We start from the raw sequence: 23,268 nt of genomic DNA on the forward strand, positions 1-23,268 counted from the left end.
TCAGATGATCAGCACGGCGTCTTCCAGAATCTTCTTCAAATCCGGCGACTGGTTCTTCGCGCTGCGGATCCGCCCCAGCAGTTCTGTCAGCCCCCGGTATCCGTAAAGTCCGTTCTGCCCGCCGATGTCGACCACATGCGCCGCCCCGGAGAGATATCCCGCGCTGTAGCCGACGGCAATGCATTCCTCCCTCACCGGGCTTTCCACCGTCACCTTAGGATTCTGCGGCTGCCGGATCTCGGTTTCCGGATAATGTTCCATCACATAGTCAAAATGTTCCCGGTCATCCGGAATTACCTGCTGACAATAAATCCGTTTGATATTCAATCCGTGATCCAGAAGACACCGCGCCAGTTCAAAGGGCCGGGCGATGGATTCCTCATCCAGGATCAGAGGCATTCCGTCCAGCTCATCCCTCGTGAGCACCAGCGCCGCTTCCGCTTCCCGTTCATATTCCTCCAGCGGCGGACAGGGGACACCGAGCACCTCGGCAACTCTCTCATAGTTTTCCCGGATATCCTCCGGCCGGAAGGAAATCAGCATTTTTTCAAAGGGAATTCCCAGTTTCCGCTTCATATTTTTGGAAGCGTAGACTGCCGACGGCGCGGCGATCAGATTCAGCCGGCTCTTTGCCATATCCTGATAAGACGCCATCGTCCGGTAATCCGTGATATGCCGCACCTCCGAGACTCCCATGTTCCGGAGGACCTCATAGAGCTCGCTGTCTTTGCGGAACGGCTCCAGATTGCCGACGATATTGACACCTGAATCCTTTTTCTCCTCCCGCTCCAGCACAGAATAGATTTTATTCTGCACATTGACTAACGGCGGAACCCCGGTATCCGTGGAAGTCGGATTCATGTGACAGTCGATAAAGCGCACACCGGGATACTTTTCCTCCAGTTCCTCCCGGAGCGCCTCATGATCGGTCCCCAGCAGATCGTCGATGCAGCTCACGAAGACACCCATGACTTTCGGCCGTCTTCCTCTCCGGTCCAGAAAACTGAAAAGCTCCTCCAGCGCATCCAGCAGCATCTGTTCATAATCGCCGGAGACGATGGACTGTTCGGTCAGAAACAGGTATGATACCCGGTTCTTTCGGCCCTCCATCCTTGCCCCCAGTGCGCCGTGGCGCCCACAGGCAGAAGGACTGACGAAAATGAAGTAGCTCTCCGGAATCAGCTGAGCAATTTTCAGGACTCCCCAGCCGCCGTGGGCCGGCGACGCGTAATGCAGGCTGTTTTCAAACACATTTTCGAGCAGGCTGCAGCTCATCCGCACTCACCTCCAACACTTTCTCTGCCAGATTCCGGTACTGATCCGCCATCTCCGAGTCCGGAAGCGCCTCGATTACCGTCATTCCCTGATCCTCTGCCTGCTGAACCGCGCCGTCCCGCGGGATCACGCAGAGCACCGATTCGCCCATTTCATCTGCGGCTTTCTGAACGATTTCCAGTTCATTTTCCACATTTCTCCGGTTCAGAATGAGACCGCCGAGTCTCGCATAACCCCGTTTTTCAAACTGGTGAACCGCAGAGACAATGTTGGAAGCCGCATAGAGCGCCATCATTTCCCCGGATGTCACCACCAGCACGTGATCCGCATATCCCTCGCGGATCGGCATGGCAAATCCGCCGCAGACCACATCCCCCAGAACGTCATAGAGCACAATGTCCGGCTGGTATTTTTCATATGCACCGAGTTCTTCCAGCTTGTCGAAGGCGGTGATGATGCCGCGTCCCGCGCAGCCGATTCCCGGCGTCGGACCTCCGGCCTCCACGCAGAGAATTCCGTGAAATCCCTCAAACACAATATCTTCCAGCTCCACATTGTTCGGACCCTTATCCCGAATTCTGTCCAATACCGTCGGAATCTTCCTTCCGCCCATCAGACACTTCGTCGAATCGGATTTCGGATCGCAGCCGATCTGCATCACCCGATATCCCAGAACAGACAGCGCCGCCGCCAGATTCGACGTGGTGGTGGATTTTCCGATCCCGCCCTTTCCGTATACTGCAATTTTTACCATCGTCTTTTTCCTCTTCCTGACCGGTACATCGCTCAAAATGCCCGGCCATTCCCTCTGACCGGTGCATCGGTCAGAATACCCGGGCTTTCCCTCTGACCGGTGCATCGGTCAGAATGCCCAGACTTTCCCTCTAACCAGATAATTCAGGAAGGATGCACCGGTTGCATTTACAAAACTTTTGTTATACAATCTTTACTATAGTTAGTTTTTGCTTACCATAGTATGGTCAGAAGTTCCATACCAACGTGTTATCTGACGCTTTGCAGTTGTTGCGAACGAAAGCAGTCCCGCAAAACGTGCATTATCCCATTGGTTTATACATTCTAACCATTGTTAGTCATAACTCACTAACACGAAGTACTTTATCAAAATGACAGAGCATTTTCTGTTGCGCAGGCAACACTTTAAAGCAATATGAGAGATTTTTCCGAAATACCAAAGGCCAAACTGTTCCGCAATCTGACGGATGACGAGATCCGACAGCTCGTCCGTCACACCTCCTATTTCATATCCAGCTTTAAAAAGGGAGCGGAGATCTTTCCGCCGGACTCTCCCATCTCACATTCCGGCATCATTCTATCCGGTGAGATCGACGTGATGCATCTGTCCCTCTCCGGAGACGAGGAACTGGTGGGCCGGAACCGCACCGGTGACATCATTGCACCCGCTTTCTGCATCACGGGAATTGAGAACAATCTCTCGCACTTCCGCGCGGCAAAGGATTCGGAGATTCTGTTTCTGGACATCCATTCGCTTCTTGCCCATCCGGTCAATGAATCGTTTTACTCCAAATTCATCGCCAATCTCACGACGATCCTTGCGACAAACAACATCATTCTCAACCGAAAAATTCAGCTCCTCACCCAGAAATCTCTGAGCAAGAAACTGATGACGTATTTTATGCAATTGTCACGGGAATCGAAGAGCCGGACCTTCCGGCTTTCCTTCACCAGAGAGCAGCTCGCCCAGTATATCTCCTCCGAGCGTTCCAGTGTATGCCGTGAGCTCGGCCGGCTGCAGGACGACGGCCTGATCCGGGTGAACGGGAACGAGATTACGATTCTGGAACCGGTGGGGTAAAATACATCTTGTATTTTAAAAAGAGCTGCTTCCAGAGTGCGCATGTTTCACGGTCTTCTGGGTTGCGCTCATGTTTTTGAGCATCTTCTCCTGTGTCCGTTCCAGCGTATCGGTTGTGGTGGCAATATAGTTTTTGTCTGTATAGATCGGGAAGTTTTTCCGAGGCCGGAGAAGAAAGAATAGGAATCCAGCATCTCGTACTGCGCGAAATTCTGGACCGCACCCTTGAATCCGTCATAGATCCGCTTGTCTTCCATCGGCTTTAACTCCCGGAATGCCGCATCTGCTGCCTCATCAACGTGCTACGGAGATAGAAAGTATTACTAAAATGATTAACTGTGGCGACCCGTCTTACGGTGGCGCCATGTATGCATGTCCAAAATGCGGTCATCTTTTCCTTCTTCGTTCTAACTGGCGAGCAGGGCATAAATGGATGCTTCGTCCATTTATGTGTTTGCCGTTGGGGATTCCCAAACCCTTTTTCACACATCCGTGTGGCTGCGCGTTTCTGCGAAACGCTTCCTTTGGTTCCCTATGGGCCCTCTAAAAAGCAAAAAACGGAGCCAGACACCAGATGATTTTTCTGATGTCCGGCTCCGTAGAGTCATTCTTGTATCTATTAGCCATTTTTAATTTTTTTCTGCTTTTGGCTAATTCATGCCTCTAACAGCCAATCAGCTAAATCGACAATTTTTATACCTTCGTATTGGTATTCATCATTTCTTGTACGCGCGATAAGCATTTTAGGATATGCATCTTTTATCTGCAAAAGTGGTGAAACTTCTCTCTCAAAAGTCTTATCATCGCTTATGTTATCGGATACTTGAATTCATGAATTATTCGTCGATGCCAACTCAGTAATCAATTCGACTACCTTCCGTGCGCCGTTCTTATCAAGTTTATGCCCCATCTCGATATGATAGACTTTTGATTGGTCATCGTAGTATTTACTAAGAATGTCCTCATTTGCTGCAGTCTTGTCTTCGGTTCCATATATCAGAAAAGTCTGTTTTCGGAGATCAGCGTCGAATGTCTTACTAAAGAATTCACTCTTTACATTATCAATCGACTCTAGAAAATCCGGTGTTAACTTCTGGTTCTGTTCGGTACATAAAGCTTTAATCCGCATTAGATTATCCGGGAGGGCTACATTGATCATTATTTTGGGGATGTCAGGAATCTGCATAGCATAAAACGCTCCTAAAGAAGAGGCGACTATCACATCATAATGATTCCGAGAGATCAGCTTATTGAGTTTCTCTTTCATCTTATCCGTGTTGGTAAGGGGGAAATCGGGAGCGTCTAAATGATATGGTATTTTACTTAAGTCAAGTTCATCACAAAGTAAGCTCCATGAATGACCATATCCTGTGCCAAGATAACCATGAACGTAAAGGATTTGTATATCCCTGTTTTTACAAGCTGCATTGAGATACAGCATATCGGATGGAATCTCAACAGCTCTTCCCCATTCCAGTCTGGAAACGAGCATCTCTGACACACCTATTTTTCTCAATCCCGGTATAGAATCATGACCGGTAACGACGATCTGGCCACCTGTTTCAAATACCGCGTTGAATACAGAAATGAATTCTTCCGTGCTTACATCCTTGCCTGCCAGATAGTGTATATCATCTACAAGGAGGACATCTGCAGTTCGATATTTCTCTCTGAATTCCTGTCTTGCAGATGATCGAATTGCGAAAATAAGATCATCTACAAAATCCTTTGTTCTAATTCGTACGACGCGCAAATCGGAATAGGATTTTTGTAAGTACTGTTCAATAGCATGTAGAATATGCGTCTTTCCGGTCTGAGTATCCCCATAAATATATAGTGGGTTTGCAGTTTTACCAAGGTGATCTACTACAGATCTTGCAGCTAAAAAGGCTTCCCTGTTATTCTTGTTCAGATAAAAATTATCGAAGCTGTATTTTGACATACGGAGCACCTCCTACACTACGGTATTACCGTTTTCACTCATGATTCTTTGAATATCTATTCGGACTAACGTTGTTTTTTCGAGAAGTTCTGAGGCAAGCCTGTCGAGAAGGGGTCTGTGTTTTGCCAGGAGCTTCTTAACTTCAAGATAGTTTCTTTCCAAAACCATCGCCGCTGCTCTATTTCTGTTTTCTGCGACATACGCATCAGAACGATCTTCTATCCAGTTGTGGAACCCAAACATGCACTCATTATCAACCAGGCACATAGCTTTACGAAATGCATTACGGAGATCCGCATTTGCCCCCATATCGGTCTCACCAAAGACCAGTTCTGTCGTTGCTTTTCCCGCAAGCGACGCTTTGATCATCGCTTCGTTGTATTCTGCGCTGCAGTTTTTCTTTTCTTCCGGTCGAAAATACCGTACAAAACCGTAACTGTCATCATTTGTTTTTCGGATTGACATGATGCTTACGCATCCGGGATCCAATAGCTCAGAAATGAGAGCATGACCCGATTCATGGTAGGCGATTTTCTTCAAAATGTCTTCCGGGAGTGTATCGCTGCTTTCCGGCGCATCAAAGATCAGATCCAGGCAGGAATCAATGATGTTTTGCATGGTCACTTTCTGTTGGCGATGGAAAGCTGCTTTGATTGCCGCATTATTGATTACGCTTTCTAATGTGGCGCAGGATTCCCCGTCCAGCATTCTCGCAATGGATTCCACATCCATTTCATCGAAGAGACTCGATTTTTCAATGTAATGCTTAATGATTTCTGCCGCTTCATCCTTTTGTGGAAGACGAATTCTTAGCCTTTTCCCTATTCTTCCAGGTCTTAAAAGTGAATCAGGGATTTTTCGGAGATTGTTGACGGTTGCTATCACGAACACGTCGTAATCGCTGATTTCATCAATGCACGACTGAACCGTTACAAACTCTTCTGCATCGCAGTCATCTTCACTCTGCTCCGAAAATTTATCCAGATCATCCAGAAGAACGATCGACGGTGCATGTCGTTTAGCTACTTCAAAAGTGTCGGATATCGTCTTAATAAACTTTCCGTCGGAGACCTTTTTTCTACATATGTATTCTTTCCGCCCCGTGGATTCGATCAAACACTGGGCCATTGTTGTCTTTCCGGTACCGGGTCTTCCGTAAAGGACTAATCCGTCCTTTAAACCAGCACCAAGTTTTTGATAGATGTCTGGATGATTTAGCATATCGCTGATGATCCGGAGTTCCCGTTTTATGTCTTCATATCCTACGATTTTTTCGAAATGATCTTTCATGTTGCAGCCTCCTTCTAAAATGCCATGTACTCTTTTGATTACATAATAAAAAAAGCAATGCGCATTTTTTTGCACATTGCCAAAATCTATTCTGATGTCGGAAGCTTCATTGAATTATCGGGATCTCGAAAAACATTTTCAGGATATGAGGTTTCTGTTTTAAGTATAAACCCGATGCACTATAGCACATCGGGTTCTCGTTCATATTACGATAAAGTTACACCAAATAATTCTTCAAAGGCGCAGTTTGCCTTCCCCTTCAGTTACCTTTAATCTTGACCAGTTATATCCACAACAATAATCTTGGCATCGTATTTGACGCAATAATACTTCAATCTATCCTTTAGTTTATTTTTATTCAGTTCTTTTAGACATCTTTCATCTTCTATGCATGGATGGTAGCTATTTGCGAGCATGATTCCATTCACTCGCTCCATCCCCTTTTTCAGTTCAGCATAACCTCTGCAATTGTCTCCTTCGTTTTCAGCCAAATGAAATAATCCGGTGTTACTAACGAGATCCAACATATAATTTGAATAAAAGAAAATCTCTGTGATTATGCCGATCATGTTGTTGTTATACTTTAATTCTATAATATTTATGGTATTTCCATCTTTGTTCCATAAATCGATGGCGGAATGCCCGTATGTAAAAACAGCGGTATCCTTTGATTTCTCTCCACTAAATAATCCAACTGGCAGTTGGCGATAGACCTTCCCAGTTCCAATATCCGGCGTTTCACCTAACACTTTTTTTAAGATCCCATCCTCAGACAGCTTTTTTTCAATACTATTTTCATCAATTCTATCGGATTCTTCTGCTTCTTTTGTAGGCTTATTATTAACTAATACGTTTTTGTCAATAAAATCGCGAAATCTATTTATCTCCGCTTCTAAGGGGCTATCAACGCTAAACCAATTGTATTGTTCTGAAAACTTCATTATTCGGTAAATAAACCTATTAAAATGACCGTGCCCTATAAAGCTGTCCTTTGGAAAACTCGTGATTTTATTCACTTTTAAAACGACATCCTTCTGTGAACATATATGCGCTACAATGGCCCAACCCTCAAAGGCATTACCGGTATCTTGCATGTTATCTTCAACAACTTTTTTGCCATCAAGCGTTATCGTTACGACAGCCCCATCAGAGTCAATCGTTATAGCTTCCGGTATCTGTGTTCTCTTAAATTTCGCACATATTTCCTTTTCAATAGAAGTTGTTTCTCTTTTCATATTATATCCAACCTCCCATTCAAACAACAATCAGTTCTCCATCTGTTACATGTTTCCATGCGGTGTTAATTGGTATCATAAAGCCATTCTCACCGTTATCATTTACATTTGTGTGATTTATAATCAGCTTATCAGGTTTTACGAGTTCAATCACCTTCTCCAGATCTTCTTTCGTAATGTGCCCGGAGACATGAATCGTCTCCTGAGTTTTCGCAATATCAAGAAGCTTCTTAACCCCCGGTAGGGATCGGTATCCGCTCCACATGGAATAGATCAGAATCGTTTCCTCAGGGTACTCATCAAAGTATTTTTTTACAATCTCATAGAACTTCTCATTGGCTCTCACCACCATTCCGAATCCCTTGTTTTCGATTCGGTCTTTAAGGTAATCGCTATAGTACAACACTTTATGCGACTTATACGCCGCTTCCCGCTCTTCATCCGCAATCTCCAGAATACTCTTTTGGTAGTCATCCGTGATCACATATTGGCCATACGGGACCTGTCTGGAGAAAGCGGCGATCCGGTCAATGTTGGAGGATGACGTAAACAGAAAGACATACTTGTATTTCCGTTTTAACTCTTTGAAACGTTTTTCGACATCCTGTTCCGTTTTATAAATTCCACGGTAATCCTTGGTGAGATTTGTTCCCTCGGTAATCATGAGGTCGATATGCCCCATTTCCCGGAAAGTCCTTCCCATCCGTTCCGTGTAAAACCCGTGCATTCGATAGTCTCCGGTAAGGAGAATCCTCTTTCCCTGACCCTCGACTAAGAACATTAAGGAATCGATCGCGGAATGGTCTGATTCGATCGGCGTGATCTTCAGGTCTTTGATGATGACGGGAACACCATAGTCTAAATCTCTTGCTCCGTCAGCCCAGACCTCCTGCCCATGACACTGCATATGTTTTTGCTGTGCCAGGAGTAGTTTTCTTGCTGTTTTCTGCATATACACAGGGATGCCTGCTTTGATGCGCGGAATCTCTCCCACATGATCGCCGTGGTAATGCGTCAGAAAAATGGCATCACAATCCGTCTCTCCTTTTGTTACACCTTCAACGCTCAAGAGATCTTGGTCTCCTTCGCCCTCTAACGGCGAGCCAAGGTCAAAAAGGATTCTTGCGGTATCCGTGGCAATTTCGGTACATACTCCGCCAATCTGTCGCATTCCTCTGTGCGGTATTACTTTAATCATTATTTTCCCTCCTCTTTGCCTAGACCGGGTTCGAGTCTTTATATTTTCTGTAAACACTCAGCGCTGCCTGCCTGATCCGGTTTCTCATGCTTTCCGGCTCCAGAACCTCAATGTTTTCGCCAAATTGCATTGCCCAATAGAAAAATGCCTCCGGATTGCATTTCAGATCAACGTAGATGTCGCTCCCTTCGCCTAACTCTACCCGGAAGGTTTTTCCGAAACTGTCGATCAGGGAATCCATCAGGATTTCATTGGTCTTTAATCGGATATGTTCACTTTCCCCGGAGTACATATAGACACGTTCCGCAATGTATTTCGAGAGATCAAGTCCGTTCTCCAGTCCCTTGACACTTTTCATGGGTTTTCGGTTCTCATCGAGGATCTCAACATTCGTGATACGATCCAGCCGATAATGCGAGATCCCGTCATACTTATCGTAATTGCCCAGCAGATAGTATTTTCCTTTGTCGCTGAGCATCTGATATGGATTCACAATGTATTTGATGTCCCGTTTGGGATGGAGCTTAAAGTCGATCCCGTATTGCAAGTAGGAAAAGCTGATCTTTTTTCCTTTTGAAATTGCCGTGTCTATCACGGCAATGGAATTCATTACCGTTTTGTTTTCGGCATTTTTCCCGCTGGACGTGCAATGAATATGCGCTACATGGGACTTAAAATATTTGTTCGAATGCTTTTCAAGCTTTCTTACAAGGGAGTGGGCTTCCTTATCTGTTATGGCTCCGGAAGTGAAAATGCTGTCGATCAGAATTCGAAGCTCGGCATCCGTGTATGCTCTTGTCTTAAGGTAGTACCCTTTCTCCGAGGCGATATCGTATCCCATCTCTCTTAGCGACACGACGTTACTTTTGATCGCTCGCCTTTCGCAGTCCATACCATAATTTGTTTTCAACAGATCTATGATATCCTGCTGTAGGAGCCTGTGGTCACTGTCAGAGTATTCCCTCAGGATATCCAGTATAAGCATGTTTAACATCTTCTTTGTTCCGGTACCGTACATATTGCATTCCTCAGATTGATTATATTTCGTGGTATGTATTTTCTTTATACCACGATCCAATGTGCGTTTTTTAGCACATTTACCTCTAAGCAATCTCGGCGTATTCTTATTGTTTATAATTGAGTCACAAGATTTTGATTTAAAAGCTGTTTTGGATAGATAGCATCATAGCCAAAAAAAGCATAAAAAAAGAGGAACTAAGCAGCACTGTTGAGCGCTTTCCGCTTAGTTCCTCACTTTTTCATTTTAAGCGGCTGACGGGAGTCGGACCCGCCTCCTCGGCTTGGGAAGCCGATGTACTACCGATGTACTACAACCGCATATCAAATACACAAAAAGTATAACACAATTCAAACAAATGTCAATAACAAGCCGTGAACCGTTCCAAGCAGGCCCCCACCGCCCAAAGGCAGTTGGGGGCCTGCTTGCTGTTTTGTCTTCTGCCGTTTTTCTCCGAAATATGCGCGTTCCTTCCCGGCTCAGCCCTTTGGAATCTCGGACACTTTCTTTCTCAGATAACGGAAAACATCTTTTCTGGTCACAATACCGATGAAGAATTTCTGATCATCGAGCACCGGCACAAAGCTCTGCTGCTCGATCTTGCCGTAGAGATCCTCCATGTCCGCATCGATCCGGACTGCGACATTGTCGCGGAATCTCGGCACCTCTGTCACCTGAATCTTTTCCAGCTCATCCGCCGTCATCGCGTCAATTTTATCCCGAACAACCCTGAGAACATCTCCCTCCGTGATCGTTCCCAGATAATACCCCTTGTCATTCAAAATCGGCAATGAGTGATAACGGTCTTTCGTCAGCATATCCATGGCTGTTTTGAGGTTATCCACATCGTGAATGCAAACTACTTCCGCCTTCGGTGTCAGGAAAAACAGAATGTTCATCTTGAATCCTCCTTGCATGTCAATGTTGCCTGATTTTCGGGTCCGGCAGGCACCCTTCCGGGCTGATGGTTCGAAGAAGGATACCGCCTGCCTGCGGACTTTATTCGTACCCGGTAAACTCCGATCGTTGGCTATGTCCAAAACCGGATCCACCGTTTGCAATGCATCAATCTTCTCTCTTCGGGCTGATCTCTCCGTCTCTCTTGCAGATGGAATTCCTGTCGACACAGCCCCGAAGGCTTGTGAGCGGGTAGACATTGGAATCCCGGCCAACCACGGCTCCCGGATTCAGTACCGTGCCGCAGCCGATCTCCACTCGGTCACCCAGCATAGCACCGACTTTCTTGCGGCCGGTGTCAATGTCGCCTTCCTCTGTATGGATCTGAACGTGTTTCTTGTCCGCCTTTACATTGGATGTGATGGAACCTGCACCCATATGTGCGTGATAACCGAGGATCGAATCACCGACGTAGTTGTAATGCGGCGTCTCCACGGCATCAAACAGAATCACATTCTTCAGTTCGGTGGAATTTCCGACCACCGCGCCTTCTCCGATCAGTGCACTCTCTCGGATAAACGCGCACTGTCTCACCTGTGCCTTCGGTCCGACGATAACCGGACCGTGCAGATACGCACTGTCAAATACGACCGCCGTCTTGTGAACCCAAACATTCTCTCCTCTCAGCTCATATTCTTCGGGATTCAGTGACTTTCCGAGTTCCGTGATGAAATCGGAAAGTCCGGCCAGTGCCTCCCACGGATATGTGAACTGCATGAGATAGTCTTTTGCCATGGTATGTGTCAGATCATAGAGTTCTGTGATCTTCGTATCTGCCTTCTTCATATGCTGATTTCTCCTCGCAATGGTATCGTTGATACCGTTTTATTTTCCGGACTCGGATTGCGGAATGTGCCCCGGCTGCTTCGCTGCCGCAAACCGCTTCATGAATCCTTCCGTTTCGCCGCCTTCTTCCGCGGTGAAGATCCTTTCTTCGCCCAGTGTTTCCGCCCCTGGTCGTAGATCTCATTCTCTTTATAGTATTTTGCAAATGTATCAAACAGAGCCATAAAATCGCCGGCGGACGCTCTTCCGTTGATGGCGGCCGCAGTCCTGCGGGAAACAAAATCACTCAGTTTTGTCATATACTCGTCGCCGGTGATGGTACCTTCCGACACCTGCGTCAGGCCTCTCTCCCAGCTGGCGGTCAGAGACGGCTCCAGAAGCGGCCGCATCGCAGAACCGACCACCACATATATACATTCGCCCAAAAATGCCGGTGTTATAACCTGTGTTTTCTTATTCAGGCTGAGATATCCGATGGAAAAGAGTTTTTTCAAAATGTCGGCTCTCGTCGCACTGGTTCCGATTCCGCTTCCCTTGATCTCCTCCCGGAGTGTCTCATCCTCGATGAGCTGTCCGGCGTTTTCCATCGCAAGAATCATCGATCCGGAAGTATACCGCTTCGGCGGCGAGGTCTCTCCCTCCTTGATGGCAAGTTCGTCCAGATCTACCTTCGATCCTTTCCGGAGCTTCTCCAGAAGGGCAAGAAAGGCCGGATCCGACAGATCCGCATTGTTTTTTGCATCCGTATCTTCTCCGGAAGCCTCGTCTCCGTTCATTCCCGCTCCAGCGTCCGGCGCAGAACCAGAAGACGCGTCCTGTGCGGAAGCCGTCTCCTCCTTCTTCCGGTATGCTGCCGGGATTCCGGCAACCTTGAAAAATCCGGGATCCTCCAGTGTCTTGAAATTCGCAAAGAAATGTTCTCCCCGGTCCGTGATCTCGATCGAATACTTCCGGAAAACCGCCGGAGGACAGAAAATGCTGAGGAAACGACGGCAGATCAATTCATAGATCTTCCGCTTCTGCTCCGTCAGACTGTTCAGCGCGCCGAGACCGCTTCCGGTGGGAATCACGGCGTAGTGATCCGTAATCGCGCTGTCGTTGACGTATTTCGTCTTTGTGATGGACTTCCATCGCCCCATCTCCAGGACATCTCCCGCAAGAGCTGCCATCGGTCCGTAATGCATGATGCCCCGGATATTCCGGTCGATCTCCTTCGCCACCGCCGTCGAGAGAACTCTCGCGTCGGTTCTCGGATAGGTCACAAGCTTTTTCTCATACAATTCCTGAATCACCGCCAGGGTCTGATCGGGACTGAGTTTAAAGATCTTCGAGCAGTCATTCTGCAGCTCCGCCAGATTGTAGAGCATCGGCGGATTCCGAAGTTCCTTCTTCTTGTCCACCGACGCGATCACACCCGGTTCCTTCTCCGGCTGCGTGAGAAAGCGTATCAGCGCCTCCGCGTCTTCTTTTTTCGCAAAGCCGTTCTCCTTATAGAGGAGCGGGCTCTGGAAATACTTCGATCCCTGGACGGCTTTCCACTCTGCGTCAAAGGAGAAATGCCGGCCTTCCGCATCTTCCAGTCCGAAGGCTGCGATCACGCGATAGAACGGCGTCTTGACAAAATTTCGGATCTCGCGTTCCCGCTTCACGACCATTCCGAGAACGCAGGTCATCACGCGTCCCACCGAAATCACGGTACGCTCCGCACGGCGGTAATTGGTGATCGCCTGTCCGTACTTCAGCGTCAGCGCCCGTGAAAAATTGATTCCCATCAGATAATCTTCCTTCGCGCGCAGATAAGCCGCGTCTGAGAGATTGTCATATTCCGCCTCATCCTTCGCCTCCCGGATCCCGCGGCGGATCTCCTCTTCGGTCTGGGAATCGATCCAGACACGTTTCTGTTTCTTGTCTTTTACGCCGGCCATCTGCGCGACCAGACGGTAAATGTATTCTCCCTCCCGTCCCGAGTCGGTACAGACATAGATGGTGTCCACATCTTCCCGGTTCAGAAGCCCGGAAACAATCTCAAACTGCTTTTTGACATCCGGGATAATCTCATATTTCCATTCCTCCGGAATAAACGGCAACGTTGCCAGACTCCATCGGCGATATTTCTCATCATAAGCTTCCGGATAACTCATGGTGACCAGATGTCCGACACACCAGGTAACCACAAAGCGGTCATTTTCCAGATATCCGTTTCCGGCTCTCCCGCTCACCTGCAGTACCTGCGCGAACTGCTGCGCCACACTGGGCTTCTCCGCAATAAATAGCGATTTACTCAAGGTTTTTTCTCCGTTCAAAATCGATTGCCCCATGCTGCAGACATGCGCTTCGGGGCCGCATGCCATATTGACCGGCAGTGTCCGATCCATTTATCTTTATTATACCTTAACCCAAAGGGAAAACAACAAAACATTCCCTTAACATTTCCGATAACCACCGGTCCCGCTGACACGGATCCGTTTCCACCGGCGGCATCGTGCTTTCCAGTTCCATGGCATTCCGGTTCCGTGGCAAAGAAAAAAGAGGGGCCGGATGCTTTCGCATCCAAACCCCTCCGTTCTGTTCGTAAAATCTCCCGTTCAGGAATTTATTCAATCGGGAATTTATCCAATCAGGAATTCCCCCGAAGGAAACACACCAGATCTCTGCATTTCCTTATCATTTTGTCGCTTGCTGTACCGTCGGATCACTTCGCCTGAATGTATCCTTCCTCTGTCAGAAGCTCTGCACAGAGAACCGCGCCGCCTGCCGCACCGCGAAGGGTGTTGTGCGCAAGGCCCACAAACTTCCAGTCGTACACGGAATCCTCTCTCAGACGGCCGATGGAAACACCCATGCCGTGCTCATAGTCCACATCCAGCTTAACCTGCGGACGGTTGTCCTCCTCCAGATACTGGATGAACTGCTTCGGTGCGCTCGGAAGATCATACTCCTGCGGAAGACCACGGAAGTTTCTGAGCTTCTCGATAAGCTGCTCTTTGGTCGGCTTCTTGCGGAACTTTACAAATACCGCTGCAGTGTGTCCGTCCAGAACCGGAACACGGATGCACTGGCTGGTGATCTTCGGTTCCTGTGCCTTCACGATCTGTCCGTTCTCGATGTGACCGAAGATGCGGAGCGGCTCCTGCTCACTCTTCTCTTCCTCGCCGGAGATGAACGGAATGATGTTCTCAACCATTTCCGGCCAGTCTTTAAAAGTCTTTCCGGCACCGGAGATCGCCTGATATGTGGTTACCACAACCTCGTACGGTTCAAACTCTTTCCATGCTGCAAGCGCCGGCGCATATCCCTGAATCGAGCAGTTCGGCTTAACGGCAATGAATCCTCTGGTGGTTCCGAGGCGCTTTTTCTGATCCTCGATAACCTTAAAGTGCTCCGGGTTGATCTCCGGAACAACCATCGGAACATCCGGTGTCCAACGGTGCGCGCTGTTGTTGGAGACAACCGGAGTCTCGGTCTTCGCGTAATCCTCCTCGATCTTGCGGATCTCATCCTTCGACATGTCAACCGCGCTGAAGAAGAAGTCTGCCTTCGCCGCAACTTCCTCAACCTTGCTGACATCCTCAACGATCATGTTCTTAACGTTCTCCGGCATCGGAGCGGTCATTTTCCAGCGTCCACCGACAGCCTCTTCATATGTCTTTCCGGCTGATCTCGGACTTGCCGCGAGAACGGTAATCTCATACCACGGATGATTTGCAAGCAGAGTCACAAATCTCTGGCCGACCATACCGGTTGCGCCAAGAATTCCTACGTGAAGCTTTTTATCCAGTTTCTTCATTGGTGATGCCTCTCTTCCTGAGCTTACGCCGCACACTGGAAAATGGTGCCGCGCGGTTGAATACTCTTTTTACCCCATCGCTTCAGAAAGATGAATCTTTCTAAAGTGGAATGTGAATTTCGTTCTATACTAAACCAATTCATGACAAAAAGCAATATCTTTTCATCTTTTTATAGCATGAAATTATGAACCGTCCGAAACACACTTCCTATAATTCTGCGCTCTGTCCGCGCTGCTGATCAGTCCGTGACTGCCGCCGCGGTCTCCAGAGCGACTTCCATCATTTCCACAAAGGTCTTTTCTCTCTCTTCCGCCGTCGTCGCCTCGCCGGTGACAAGCGAATCCGAGATGGTCATGAGAGCCAGCGCTCTCGCGCCGCCGTAGGCCGCATTGGCATAAAGCGCCGCCGATTCCATCTCCACGGCAAGGACGCCCATATCCTTCCACTGGACGCCGATCTCCGGCTTTGCTGCGCCGTAGAAGACATCGGAGCAGTAAACATTTCCCACATGATAGTTTGCACCGCGTTTTTCCGCGGCGTCCACCGCCGTGCGCAGAAGCGTGTAATCCGCCGTCGGAGCGAACTGTCCCGGAAGCCGGAACTGCGTCAGGTACGCCGAATCCGTGCAGGATCCCATGGCAAAGACGAGATCGCGGACATGAACGTCCTCCCGCATCGCCCCTGCGGTGCCCACGCGGATGAGGTTCCGGCACCCGTAGAAATTGATCAGCTCATAGGAATAAATCCCCATGGAAGGACAGCCCATTCCCGTGCCCATCACGGAGATGCGCTTTCCGCGATACTCTCCGGTAAATCCGAGCATTCCTCTCTTCTCATTGAAACATTTCGGATCCGCAAGGAACTTTTCCGCGATGAATTTCGCACGAAGCGGATCTCCCGGAAGCAGAATCGTCTCGGCGATCTCGCCGGCTCCTGCCTCGATATGCGGCGTCGGAATCTTTTTCTCATCTACAGTACTCATTCGGAAGCCTCCTGTCTTTCTGACCTGGTGCCTGTGGTCACTGTGTTATTCCATTCCTGTTCCGGCGTCCGGTCCCGTGACCAGATGGCCGGCCCGACGGTCACGGAGCGAATCTCTCTCCGTTTTTCCTGTGGGGCATTTTTACGTTTTCTTTCATCTTAACATACGCGAAGAATCCCCGCGAAGCATTTTTCTTCGGCAACGGCCTCTTCGGGCAGAACAAGCTACTGTCTGGTTCCCTTTCCGCCGCGCTTTGCGAGTTTCAGCCGGTTCAGGTGTACCTCTTTTTCTTTGTACGGTACATTCAGTTCCGTTCCGGTGGTCAGAAGCCATGCGGTCTGAACTTCATCATTTTTTCCCAGCGTCATGCCCTTCACGCCCTTGGTGCCCTTCTTCATCTCCGACACCTCTTCCAGCATAAAGCGAAGGAAGAATCCGCTCTTCGACTGCAGGACCACTTCATCCATCTCCTCCACCGGAAGAATGGATACCAGAACGTCTCCCTCCATCAGCTTCGTCGCTGCCACCGCACGGTTGTTGGTGATAAATTCAGAGCCCGGCACAACCTTGATCATACCCTGAGCAGTGGTAAAGAGAAGCTTCTGTGATTCCAGATTCTTCGTGCAGAGAATCTGGATCGGCCGCTCCACACTTCCGTCAAACCTGGAAATATTGTCAATCGGCGTACCCTTATCTCTTATTTTTCCGGCCGGAATATCCGCTACCTTCACGGTGTGCAGGGATCCCTGATCCGTAAAGAGGGCGATCCGGTCATCCGTCATGCAGGGAATGATCCACACGTTTTCGCTGTCCACCGTCTCTTTGTTCTTCTCGTAGAGGCTCCGGTCGATGGTCTTCGCATATCCGAACCGGTCGAGCACGAAGACGGCTTCTCTCGCCGCCTCCACCCTCTCCTCGTAGGTCGCGATACCGGAATCCTCGATCTGTGTTCTGCGCTCTTTCGCAAATTCCTTCCGGATAGCGCGGAGGTCTTCGCGGATGACATCATTCATCGACTCTCTGTTTTTCAGAATCTTGCTGTACTTGCGGATCTTCTGAAGGGAATCCAGATACTCCTTCTGCAGCTGGATCAGTTCCAGACCTACCAGCCGGTACAGTCTCATCTGGAGGATGGCTTCCGCCTGTCTCTCGGTAAAATGGAAGCCCTTCGCCTGTTTTTCCAGTGCCGGATCCTGGAAGGTGATGCCGGAGGTATCCCCCGAGATCAGACAGGATCTCGCCTCCTTCAGACTCTTTGCGCCGCGGAGCGTCGCGATGATCAGGTCAATGACGTCGACCGCCTTGATCAGGCCTTCCTTGATCTCCTTGTTCTCCTCTTCTTTTTCCAGAAGAATCTGATACTTTCGGGTGTTGTTCTCATACTGGAAATCCAGATAATTCTTCAGGATGGACCGGAGCGTCATGGTCTCCGGGCGTCCGCCGGCGATGGCAAGCATGTTGACGCCGAAGGTGTCCTCCAGTCGGGTCTTCTTATAGAGGATGTTCCGGATCCGCTCAATGTCCGAGCCTTTCCGCAGTTCCAGCACAATGCGGATACCTTCTTTGTTCGACTGGTTCGAGATGTCCGTCACCTCGGTAAGGGTGCGGTTCTCCACCAGCGCCGCGATGTCCGTCAGACATTTCGCGATGCCGGCGCCCACCATCGTGTACGGAATCTCCGTGATGACGAGCTTGTCTTTATCGCTCTTGCGCTGTCCCTCCTCAAGGACGATCTTTGCGCGGAGGCGAAGCTTGCCCATACCGGTCTCATAGATCTCCTCGAGATCGCTCTTATTGGCCACAATGCCGCCGGTGGGAAAATCCGGTCCGTGGAGTTTTTCCAGAAGCTCCGATGTGCTGAGTTCCGGATTGTCAATGTACGCCATAACGGTGTCGATGACTTCGCCGAGATTGTGTGTCGGAATGCTGGTACTCATGCCGACCGCAATGCCTTCGGAGCCATTGACCAGAAGATTCGGAACCCTTACCGGCAGAACCTCCGGCTCGGTCTCCGTCTCATCATAGTTCGGCACAAAGCGCACGGTCTTATCCAGATCTTTCAGATAGACGTCCTGAGCGAACTTCTCCAGCCTTGCCTCGGTGTATCGCATCGCCGCCGCGGTATCGCCCTCGATGGAGCCGAAATTGCCGTGGCCGTCAATCAGCTTCATACCCTTCTTAAACGGCTGCGCCATCACAACAAGCGTGTCGTAGATCGAGGAATCGCCGTGCGGATGATATTTACCCATGGTGTCGCCGACGATACGCGCCGATTTGCGGTGTGGCTTATCCCAGTCAACCTTCAGCCGTTCCATATCGAACAGCACTCTTCTCTGTACCGGCTTTAAGCCGTCCCTCGCATCCGGGATGGCTCTGGCCGTGATAACGCTCATCGAGTAGTTGAGGTAGCTGCGCTGCATCTCCTCTGAATACTCTGTGGTAATAATTTTCTCTGCCATGTTGATCTCCAAATGTATGTACGATTGCGTTATGCGTCGATGACCGCTTCATCCGCGTGGTCGTGGATGAAATCTCTTCTCGGCGGAACCTCGCTTCCCATCAGCATCTCTGTCACCTCAGAGGCAAGACGTCCGTCCTCAATCTCGACGCGCTTCAGAACGCGGTTCTCCGGATCCAGTGTGGTCTCCCAGAGCTGCGCCGCATCCATCTCACCGAGTCCCTTATACCGCTGAAGAGTGAAATCACCCTTGTGGGTCCTGCGGTATTTCTCCAGCGCCGCGTCGTCGTACAGATATATGCCCTCGCCCTTCTTCGGAACCACCTTGTAAAGCGGCGGCATGGCGATATAAACATGTCCCTCGTTGATCAGGTCCGGCATGAACCGGTAGAAAAAGGTGAGCAGCAGGGTATCAATATGACTTCCGTCGACATCGGCATCCGTCATCAGGATGATTTTGTCATATCGGAGTTTGGTGATATCAAAATCGTTTCCGTATCCCTCGGAGAAACCGCAGCCGAAGGTGTTGATCATTGTCTTGATCTCCGCATTCGCCAGAACCTTGTCCATCGATGCCTTCTCCACGTTCAGAATCTTACCGCGGATCGGCAGGATCGCCTGATACTGGCGGTTTCGTCCCATCTTCGCGCTGCCGCCCGCGGAATCTCCCTCGACGATGAAGATTTCACATTTGGAGGCATCCCGGCTCTCACAGTTCGCCAGTTTTCCGTTGCTGTCAAAGGAAAATTTCGGTTTTGACAGCATATTGGTCTTCGCCTTTTCCTCGCTGCGGCGGATCTTTGCGGATTTCTCCGCGCAGGCGATGATATTCTTCAGTGTCTCCACATTGCGGTCAAAGAACAGTGTCAGCTCGTCACCGGTCACGGATGCCACCGCCTTCGACGCATCCTGACTTCCGAGCTTTGTCTTGGTCTGGCCCTCAAAGACCGGATCCGGATGACGGACCGCAATCAGCGCGATCATGCCGTTTCTTGTGTCCGCGCCGGTAAAGTTGGTGTCCTTTTCCTTGAGAATGCCCAGTTCTCTCGCATAACTGTTGATCAGCTGGGTAAATCTTGTCTTAAAGCCGACCAGATGGGTTCCGCCCTCCGTCGTGCAGATATTGTTGCAGAAGCCGAGAATATTTTCCTCAAACTCATTGACGAACTGGACCACCGCGTCGACCTGAATCCCGTCGCTCTCTCCGTGAAAGCTGATGGGATCGCAGACCCGCTCTTTTCCTTTGCTGATCTCCTCGACATATGCCACGATACCGCCCGGCTCGTGGAAAGTCACCTCTTCCTCTTCGCCCTTTCGGTCGTTTTTATAGAAGATTGTGAGTCCCGGATTCAGATAAGCGATCTCATGGAGTCTGGACTTCAGCCAGTCCGCCCGGAAGCGGATGGTCTCGAAGATCGTTTCATCCGGGAGGAAATTCGTCCTGGTTCCTCTCTGACGGCTTTTTCCGACAACCGGAAGAAGTCCGTTCACCAGTTCAACCGTTGGTTTTCCCTTCGCGTAAGCATCATGGAACACCACACCGCCTCTGCAGATTGTGATATCCATATGAGTGGACAGCGCGTTGACAACCGACGATCCGACACCGTGAAGACCGCCGCTGGTCTTGTAGGAGTCATGATCGAATTTACCGCCCGCATGCAGTGTGGTCAGAACAACTCGCTCCGCGGAAACACCTTTTTTATGCATCTCAACCGGAATGCCTCGGCCATTATCCTGTACCGTACAGGATCCGTCCTCCTCCAGTGTGACATGAATCTCGGTGCATTCTCCTGCCAGATGCTCATCGACGGAGTTGTCGACCACCTCGTAGATCAGATGATTGAGTCCTCTCGGGCCCAGACTTCCGATGTACATACCCGGTCTTCTGCGGACCGCCTCCAGTCCCTCCAGGACGGTAATACTGTCCGCATCATACTTCGCTGCTGCCATCTATCTTCCTCCTAAATTGTGTTTTATGTATAGCAAATACACTTCGCGGTTTTGTCTCGCCATCTCCGTAATTCAGAGCAATATATTATCTTACTGGAAAATGTCCCCGATGTCAAAATCCCCGGCCCACTCCGGCTTTTCCGCCCAAACAGAAATCTTCTCCTTCGTGAACGGCTGGATCATTTCCATGTTCCAGGCGCAGAGTCCCAGAGGGCTTTCCTCCGGCTTCCCCGACGCATTGATCTCCCGCACTTTCTCCGGATCTCCGGTCCGCCGGAATTCCTCGGCCGCACCGCCCGGGCCGTAGAGAAGATCTCCCGCCAGCGGATGACCGATGGACGCCATATGCACCCGGATCTGATGGGTCCTGCCATGATCGATCCGACAGGCCAGAAGTGTTTTCTCCCCCTGCGGTTCTTCCCGCAGTTCTTTCCGGTGTTTTATCTGCGTTTCCTCGCGACGGTCTCCCACCATTATGTCCCGGTGTCCGAGTATCCGATACCATGTTCTCGCAGGCTTTCCCTCCGGATCCACCTGTCGGAGCATCAGGACGCCCGGTACATTTCCGATGGGGCCTTCGATGCAGCCGTCCGCCCGGAAACATTTCCCGGCTGCCACGCCTTCCGGAGCAGCCAATGCAGCTTCATCCGGCATATCGGTCCGGTTCTTCGGCGATTCCGCATCCGCCCGGATCAGCCCCTCCGCCAAGGCAAGATACGTCTTTTTCATGATTCCTTCTTCCCGCTGTCTGGCGAGAAGCCCCGCAGCGCCGGCATTTTTCGCAACGACAACCAGTCCGCAGGTGTCGCGGTCCAGCCGCCCGATCATGTGGATTTCCCGGGAAGTACCGGTCCATCCCATCCGATACGCGATATGATTGGCCAGGGAATCCGCATAATGTCCGAAGGACGGATGACATACCATACCGGACGGTTTATCCACGATCAGAAGATCTTCATCCTCGTAGCAGACCCGAAGCTCCGCTTTTTCCGGCGGCTCGGCCCAAACGCTTCCCGACTCTTCCGGATCGGTAATATCCAGACATAAACGGTCTCCTTCACGAAGGACCGCCGTGGTCCGGACGCGCACGCCGTTCAGCATGATTCCGTCCGACCGGTATTTGATCCGGCTCATCAGCTTTTCCGAAAAAAGGAGTTCGCCGCGCATCACATCGCGAACCGTTTTTCCGTCTCTCTCCCGACCGATTTCAACCGTCAGGATTCTTCTTTTTTCTTCGCTCATCTCCGGCTTCCCTTCTGCTCTTTCTCATCGTGTCATATTGTATAAAAAAGATCTGACTTCCGCAATATGGTATCCTTTCCCGCCCTGTGATATGATATTGCTGTCTCTGTTTGCAGAGTGATCCGTTTCAGTCTCTGCAAAACATAATACAACCAGAAAGGAATTACCGTGAGATATTACATCGCAGACTGCCATTTCTTCCACGAGATTCAGCTTCACCACATGGACTGCCGCGGCTTTGACTCCGTCGAAGAGATGAACGAATATATGATCCGCCAATGGAATGAAAAGGTCCGCCCGAGAGACGAGGTCGTCATCCTCGGCGATCTCTCCTGGGGCAGCGCGGAGGAAACCAATGACCTTCTGCAGCGCCTCAACGGTATTCTCTACCTGATCCGCGGCAATCACGACCGGTTCGGATCTTCTCCGAAATACGACAGCAGCCGTTTCGTCTGGATCAAGCCTTATGCCGAGATCCACGACAACAACCGCAAGGTTGTCCTCTGCCACTATCCGATCATGTGCTATAACGGCCAGTACCATGAGCACACCGATCATCACGGGGAGACCTATATGCTCTACGGCCATGTTCACGACTCACAGGATCAGCGTCTCATTGAACGGTTTCAGGAGATCACGCTTGCTTCCCGGCTCACTTACGAGGACGGCCGTGAGCGCTCCATTCCCAGCCGCATGATCAACTGCTTCTGCAAATATTCGGACTATAAGCCGCTCTCTCTGGACGAATGGATCGAATGTGACCGGGAACGGCGGAAGAACCGCCCGTTCTGTCCGGAAGGTCTGAAGGACCTGTATATTCCGTAATCCGCCATCCCCTCAATCCCGTTGGGAGCTCCGCGGACTTTGTGTCCTGCCGCTGTTCACCGTCAGGTGACATCTTGTATTGGCGGAACACTTGGCGACGCCTGATCTTTCTTATGACCATACTGCCGTAATGTAACAGCATGCCGCGGCCGGTGTCTCCGGGCTTCGCGGGTTTTCTTTCAGCGGCCTGCGCATCCCCGCGGAGCGTTTTTTTTTCATAGCTTCCTGTAACATTTAAAGTGTGAATTTGTAGAAACAGAAAGATACCTCAGTTAAACTGTAATTGCTGACCCTAGCATAGTTGGCAATAAACAGAACAAAAGAGGTATCTACAGATGAATTTTACACAAAACAAGAAAATCAGGCAAGTAACAGAAAAGACAATGGTAGTTGGTATTGATGTTGGTAGTGAAAAGCATTATTTTAGAGCTTTTGATTGGAGGGGGATTGAGCTTACAAAAAAACCTTTTTGCTTTGGAAATTCAATA

The 23,268-nt window shown here is 49.8% G+C and carries 17 protein-coding genes, 1 tRNA gene and 3 pseudogenes; 4 read left to right on the plus strand and 17 right to left on the minus strand.

Annotated features, from left to right (window positions below):
- Nucleotides 1–1,275: a nitrogenase component 1 gene (locus tag BMW41_RS01155; protein WP_074648111.1), complete on the minus strand. Its 1,275-nt coding sequence runs from the start codon at nt 1,273–1,275 to the stop codon at nt 1–3.
- Nucleotides 1,244–2,029: a nucleotide-binding protein gene (locus BMW41_RS01160; RefSeq protein ID WP_074648113.1), complete on the minus strand. Its 786-nt coding sequence runs from the start codon at nt 2,027–2,029 to the stop codon at nt 1,244–1,246. Before BMW41_RS01160 ends, BMW41_RS01155 begins: the two co-directional genes overlap by 32 nt.
- A gap of 414 nt (nt 2,030–2,443) precedes the next feature.
- On the opposite strand from BMW41_RS01160, the gene BMW41_RS01165 reads away from it, so the two are divergent.
- Together BMW41_RS01165 and BMW41_RS15400 are read left to right on the plus strand one after the other, a co-directional pair.
- Nucleotides 2,444–3,109 (plus strand): Crp/Fnr family transcriptional regulator, encoded by a 666-nt coding sequence (locus BMW41_RS01165; protein WP_031471804.1) that lies wholly within the window; start codon nt 2,444–2,446, stop codon nt 3,107–3,109.
- Nucleotides 3,110–3,383: 274 nt separating this feature from the next.
- Nucleotides 3,384–3,503 (plus strand): annotated as a pseudogene (locus tag BMW41_RS15400) (transposase zinc-binding domain-containing protein); the annotation flags it as partial.
- Nucleotides 3,504–3,764: 261 nt separating this feature from the next.
- Here BMW41_RS15400 and BMW41_RS15275 read toward each other — a convergent pair.
- The 15 genes and pseudogenes from BMW41_RS15275 to BMW41_RS01240 form a co-directional block, all read right to left on the minus strand.
- Nucleotides 3,765–3,938, minus strand: a pseudogene (locus BMW41_RS15275) (ATPase); the annotation flags it as partial.
- The gene (locus BMW41_RS01175) at nt 3,939–5,051 is read right to left on the minus strand and encodes a DnaA/Hda family protein (protein ID WP_074648117.1); all 1,113 of its coding nucleotides are present in this window, start codon (nt 5,049–5,051) and stop codon (nt 3,939–3,941) included.
- A 12-nt stretch (nt 5,052–5,063) separates the two neighbouring features.
- Complete coding sequence (locus BMW41_RS01180) at nt 5,064–6,341, minus strand: AAA family ATPase (protein ID WP_074648119.1); 1,278 nt, start codon at nt 6,339–6,341, stop codon at nt 5,064–5,066.
- Nucleotides 6,342–6,610: 269 nt separating this feature from the next.
- Entirely contained in the window at nt 6,611–7,576 is a 966-nt protein-coding gene (locus BMW41_RS01185; RefSeq protein ID WP_143050779.1) for a hypothetical protein, read from the minus strand.
- A gap of 19 nt (nt 7,577–7,595) precedes the next feature.
- Complete coding sequence (locus tag BMW41_RS01190; RefSeq protein WP_074648123.1) at nt 7,596–8,774, minus strand: MBL fold metallo-hydrolase; 1,179 nt, start codon at nt 8,772–8,774, stop codon at nt 7,596–7,598.
- A 19-nt stretch (nt 8,775–8,793) separates the two neighbouring features.
- The gene (locus tag BMW41_RS01195) at nt 8,794–9,666 is read right to left on the minus strand and encodes a helix-turn-helix transcriptional regulator (RefSeq protein ID WP_242870266.1); all 873 of its coding nucleotides are present in this window, start codon (nt 9,664–9,666) and stop codon (nt 8,794–8,796) included.
- Nucleotides 9,667–10,041: 375 nt separating this feature from the next.
- Nucleotides 10,042–10,112, minus strand: a tRNA-Gly gene (locus BMW41_RS01200).
- A gap of 159 nt (nt 10,113–10,271) precedes the next feature.
- Nucleotides 10,272–10,691: a CBS domain-containing protein gene (locus tag BMW41_RS01205; protein WP_074648127.1), complete on the minus strand. Its 420-nt coding sequence runs from the start codon at nt 10,689–10,691 to the stop codon at nt 10,272–10,274.
- 166 nt (nt 10,692–10,857) lie between these two features.
- Entirely contained in the window at nt 10,858–11,535 is a 678-nt protein-coding gene (locus BMW41_RS01210) for an acyltransferase (RefSeq protein WP_074648129.1), read from the minus strand.
- Between the two features lie 98 nt (nt 11,536–11,633).
- Nucleotides 11,634–13,820 (minus strand): DNA topoisomerase, encoded by a 2,187-nt coding sequence (locus BMW41_RS01215; RefSeq protein ID WP_074648131.1) that lies wholly within the window; start codon nt 13,818–13,820, stop codon nt 11,634–11,636.
- Nucleotides 13,821–14,227: 407 nt separating this feature from the next.
- The gene (gene asd, locus BMW41_RS01220; protein WP_334291603.1) at nt 14,228–15,313 is read right to left on the minus strand and encodes an aspartate-semialdehyde dehydrogenase; all 1,086 of its coding nucleotides are present in this window, start codon (nt 15,311–15,313) and stop codon (nt 14,228–14,230) included.
- Between the two features lie 248 nt (nt 15,314–15,561).
- Nucleotides 15,562–16,305, minus strand: coding sequence for a purine-nucleoside phosphorylase (deoD, locus tag BMW41_RS01225; protein WP_177171121.1), 744 nt, complete (start codon nt 16,303–16,305; stop codon nt 15,562–15,564).
- A 224-nt stretch (nt 16,306–16,529) separates the two neighbouring features.
- Entirely contained in the window at nt 16,530–18,764 is a 2,235-nt protein-coding gene (locus tag BMW41_RS01230; RefSeq protein ID WP_074648133.1) for a DNA gyrase/topoisomerase IV subunit A, read from the minus strand.
- Nucleotides 18,765–18,793: 29 nt separating this feature from the next.
- Nucleotides 18,794–20,713 carry a DNA gyrase/topoisomerase IV subunit B gene (locus tag BMW41_RS01235; protein ID WP_074648135.1) on the minus strand — a complete coding sequence of 640 codons (1,920 nt, stop codon included), beginning with the start codon at nt 20,711–20,713 and terminating at the stop codon, nt 18,794–18,796.
- Nucleotides 20,714–20,803: 90 nt separating this feature from the next.
- Nucleotides 20,804–21,955, minus strand: a complete 1,152-nt coding sequence (locus tag BMW41_RS01240; RefSeq protein ID WP_074648137.1) for an RluA family pseudouridine synthase — start codon at nt 21,953–21,955, stop codon at nt 20,804–20,806.
- A gap of 168 nt (nt 21,956–22,123) precedes the next feature.
- On the opposite strand from BMW41_RS01240, the gene BMW41_RS01245 reads away from it, so the two are divergent.
- Nucleotides 22,124–22,780, plus strand: coding sequence for a metallophosphoesterase (locus BMW41_RS01245; protein ID WP_074648139.1), 657 nt, complete (start codon nt 22,124–22,126; stop codon nt 22,778–22,780).
- Nucleotides 22,781–23,115: 335 nt separating this feature from the next.
- Nucleotides 23,116–23,268: pseudogene (locus BMW41_RS14885) on the plus strand (IS110 family transposase); the annotation flags it as partial.

Origin of the sequence: [Clostridium] aminophilum (assembly GCF_900101295.1) — a bacterium.
GTDB lineage: Bacteria > Bacillota > Clostridia > Lachnospirales > Lachnospiraceae > Clostridium_R > Clostridium_R aminophilum_A.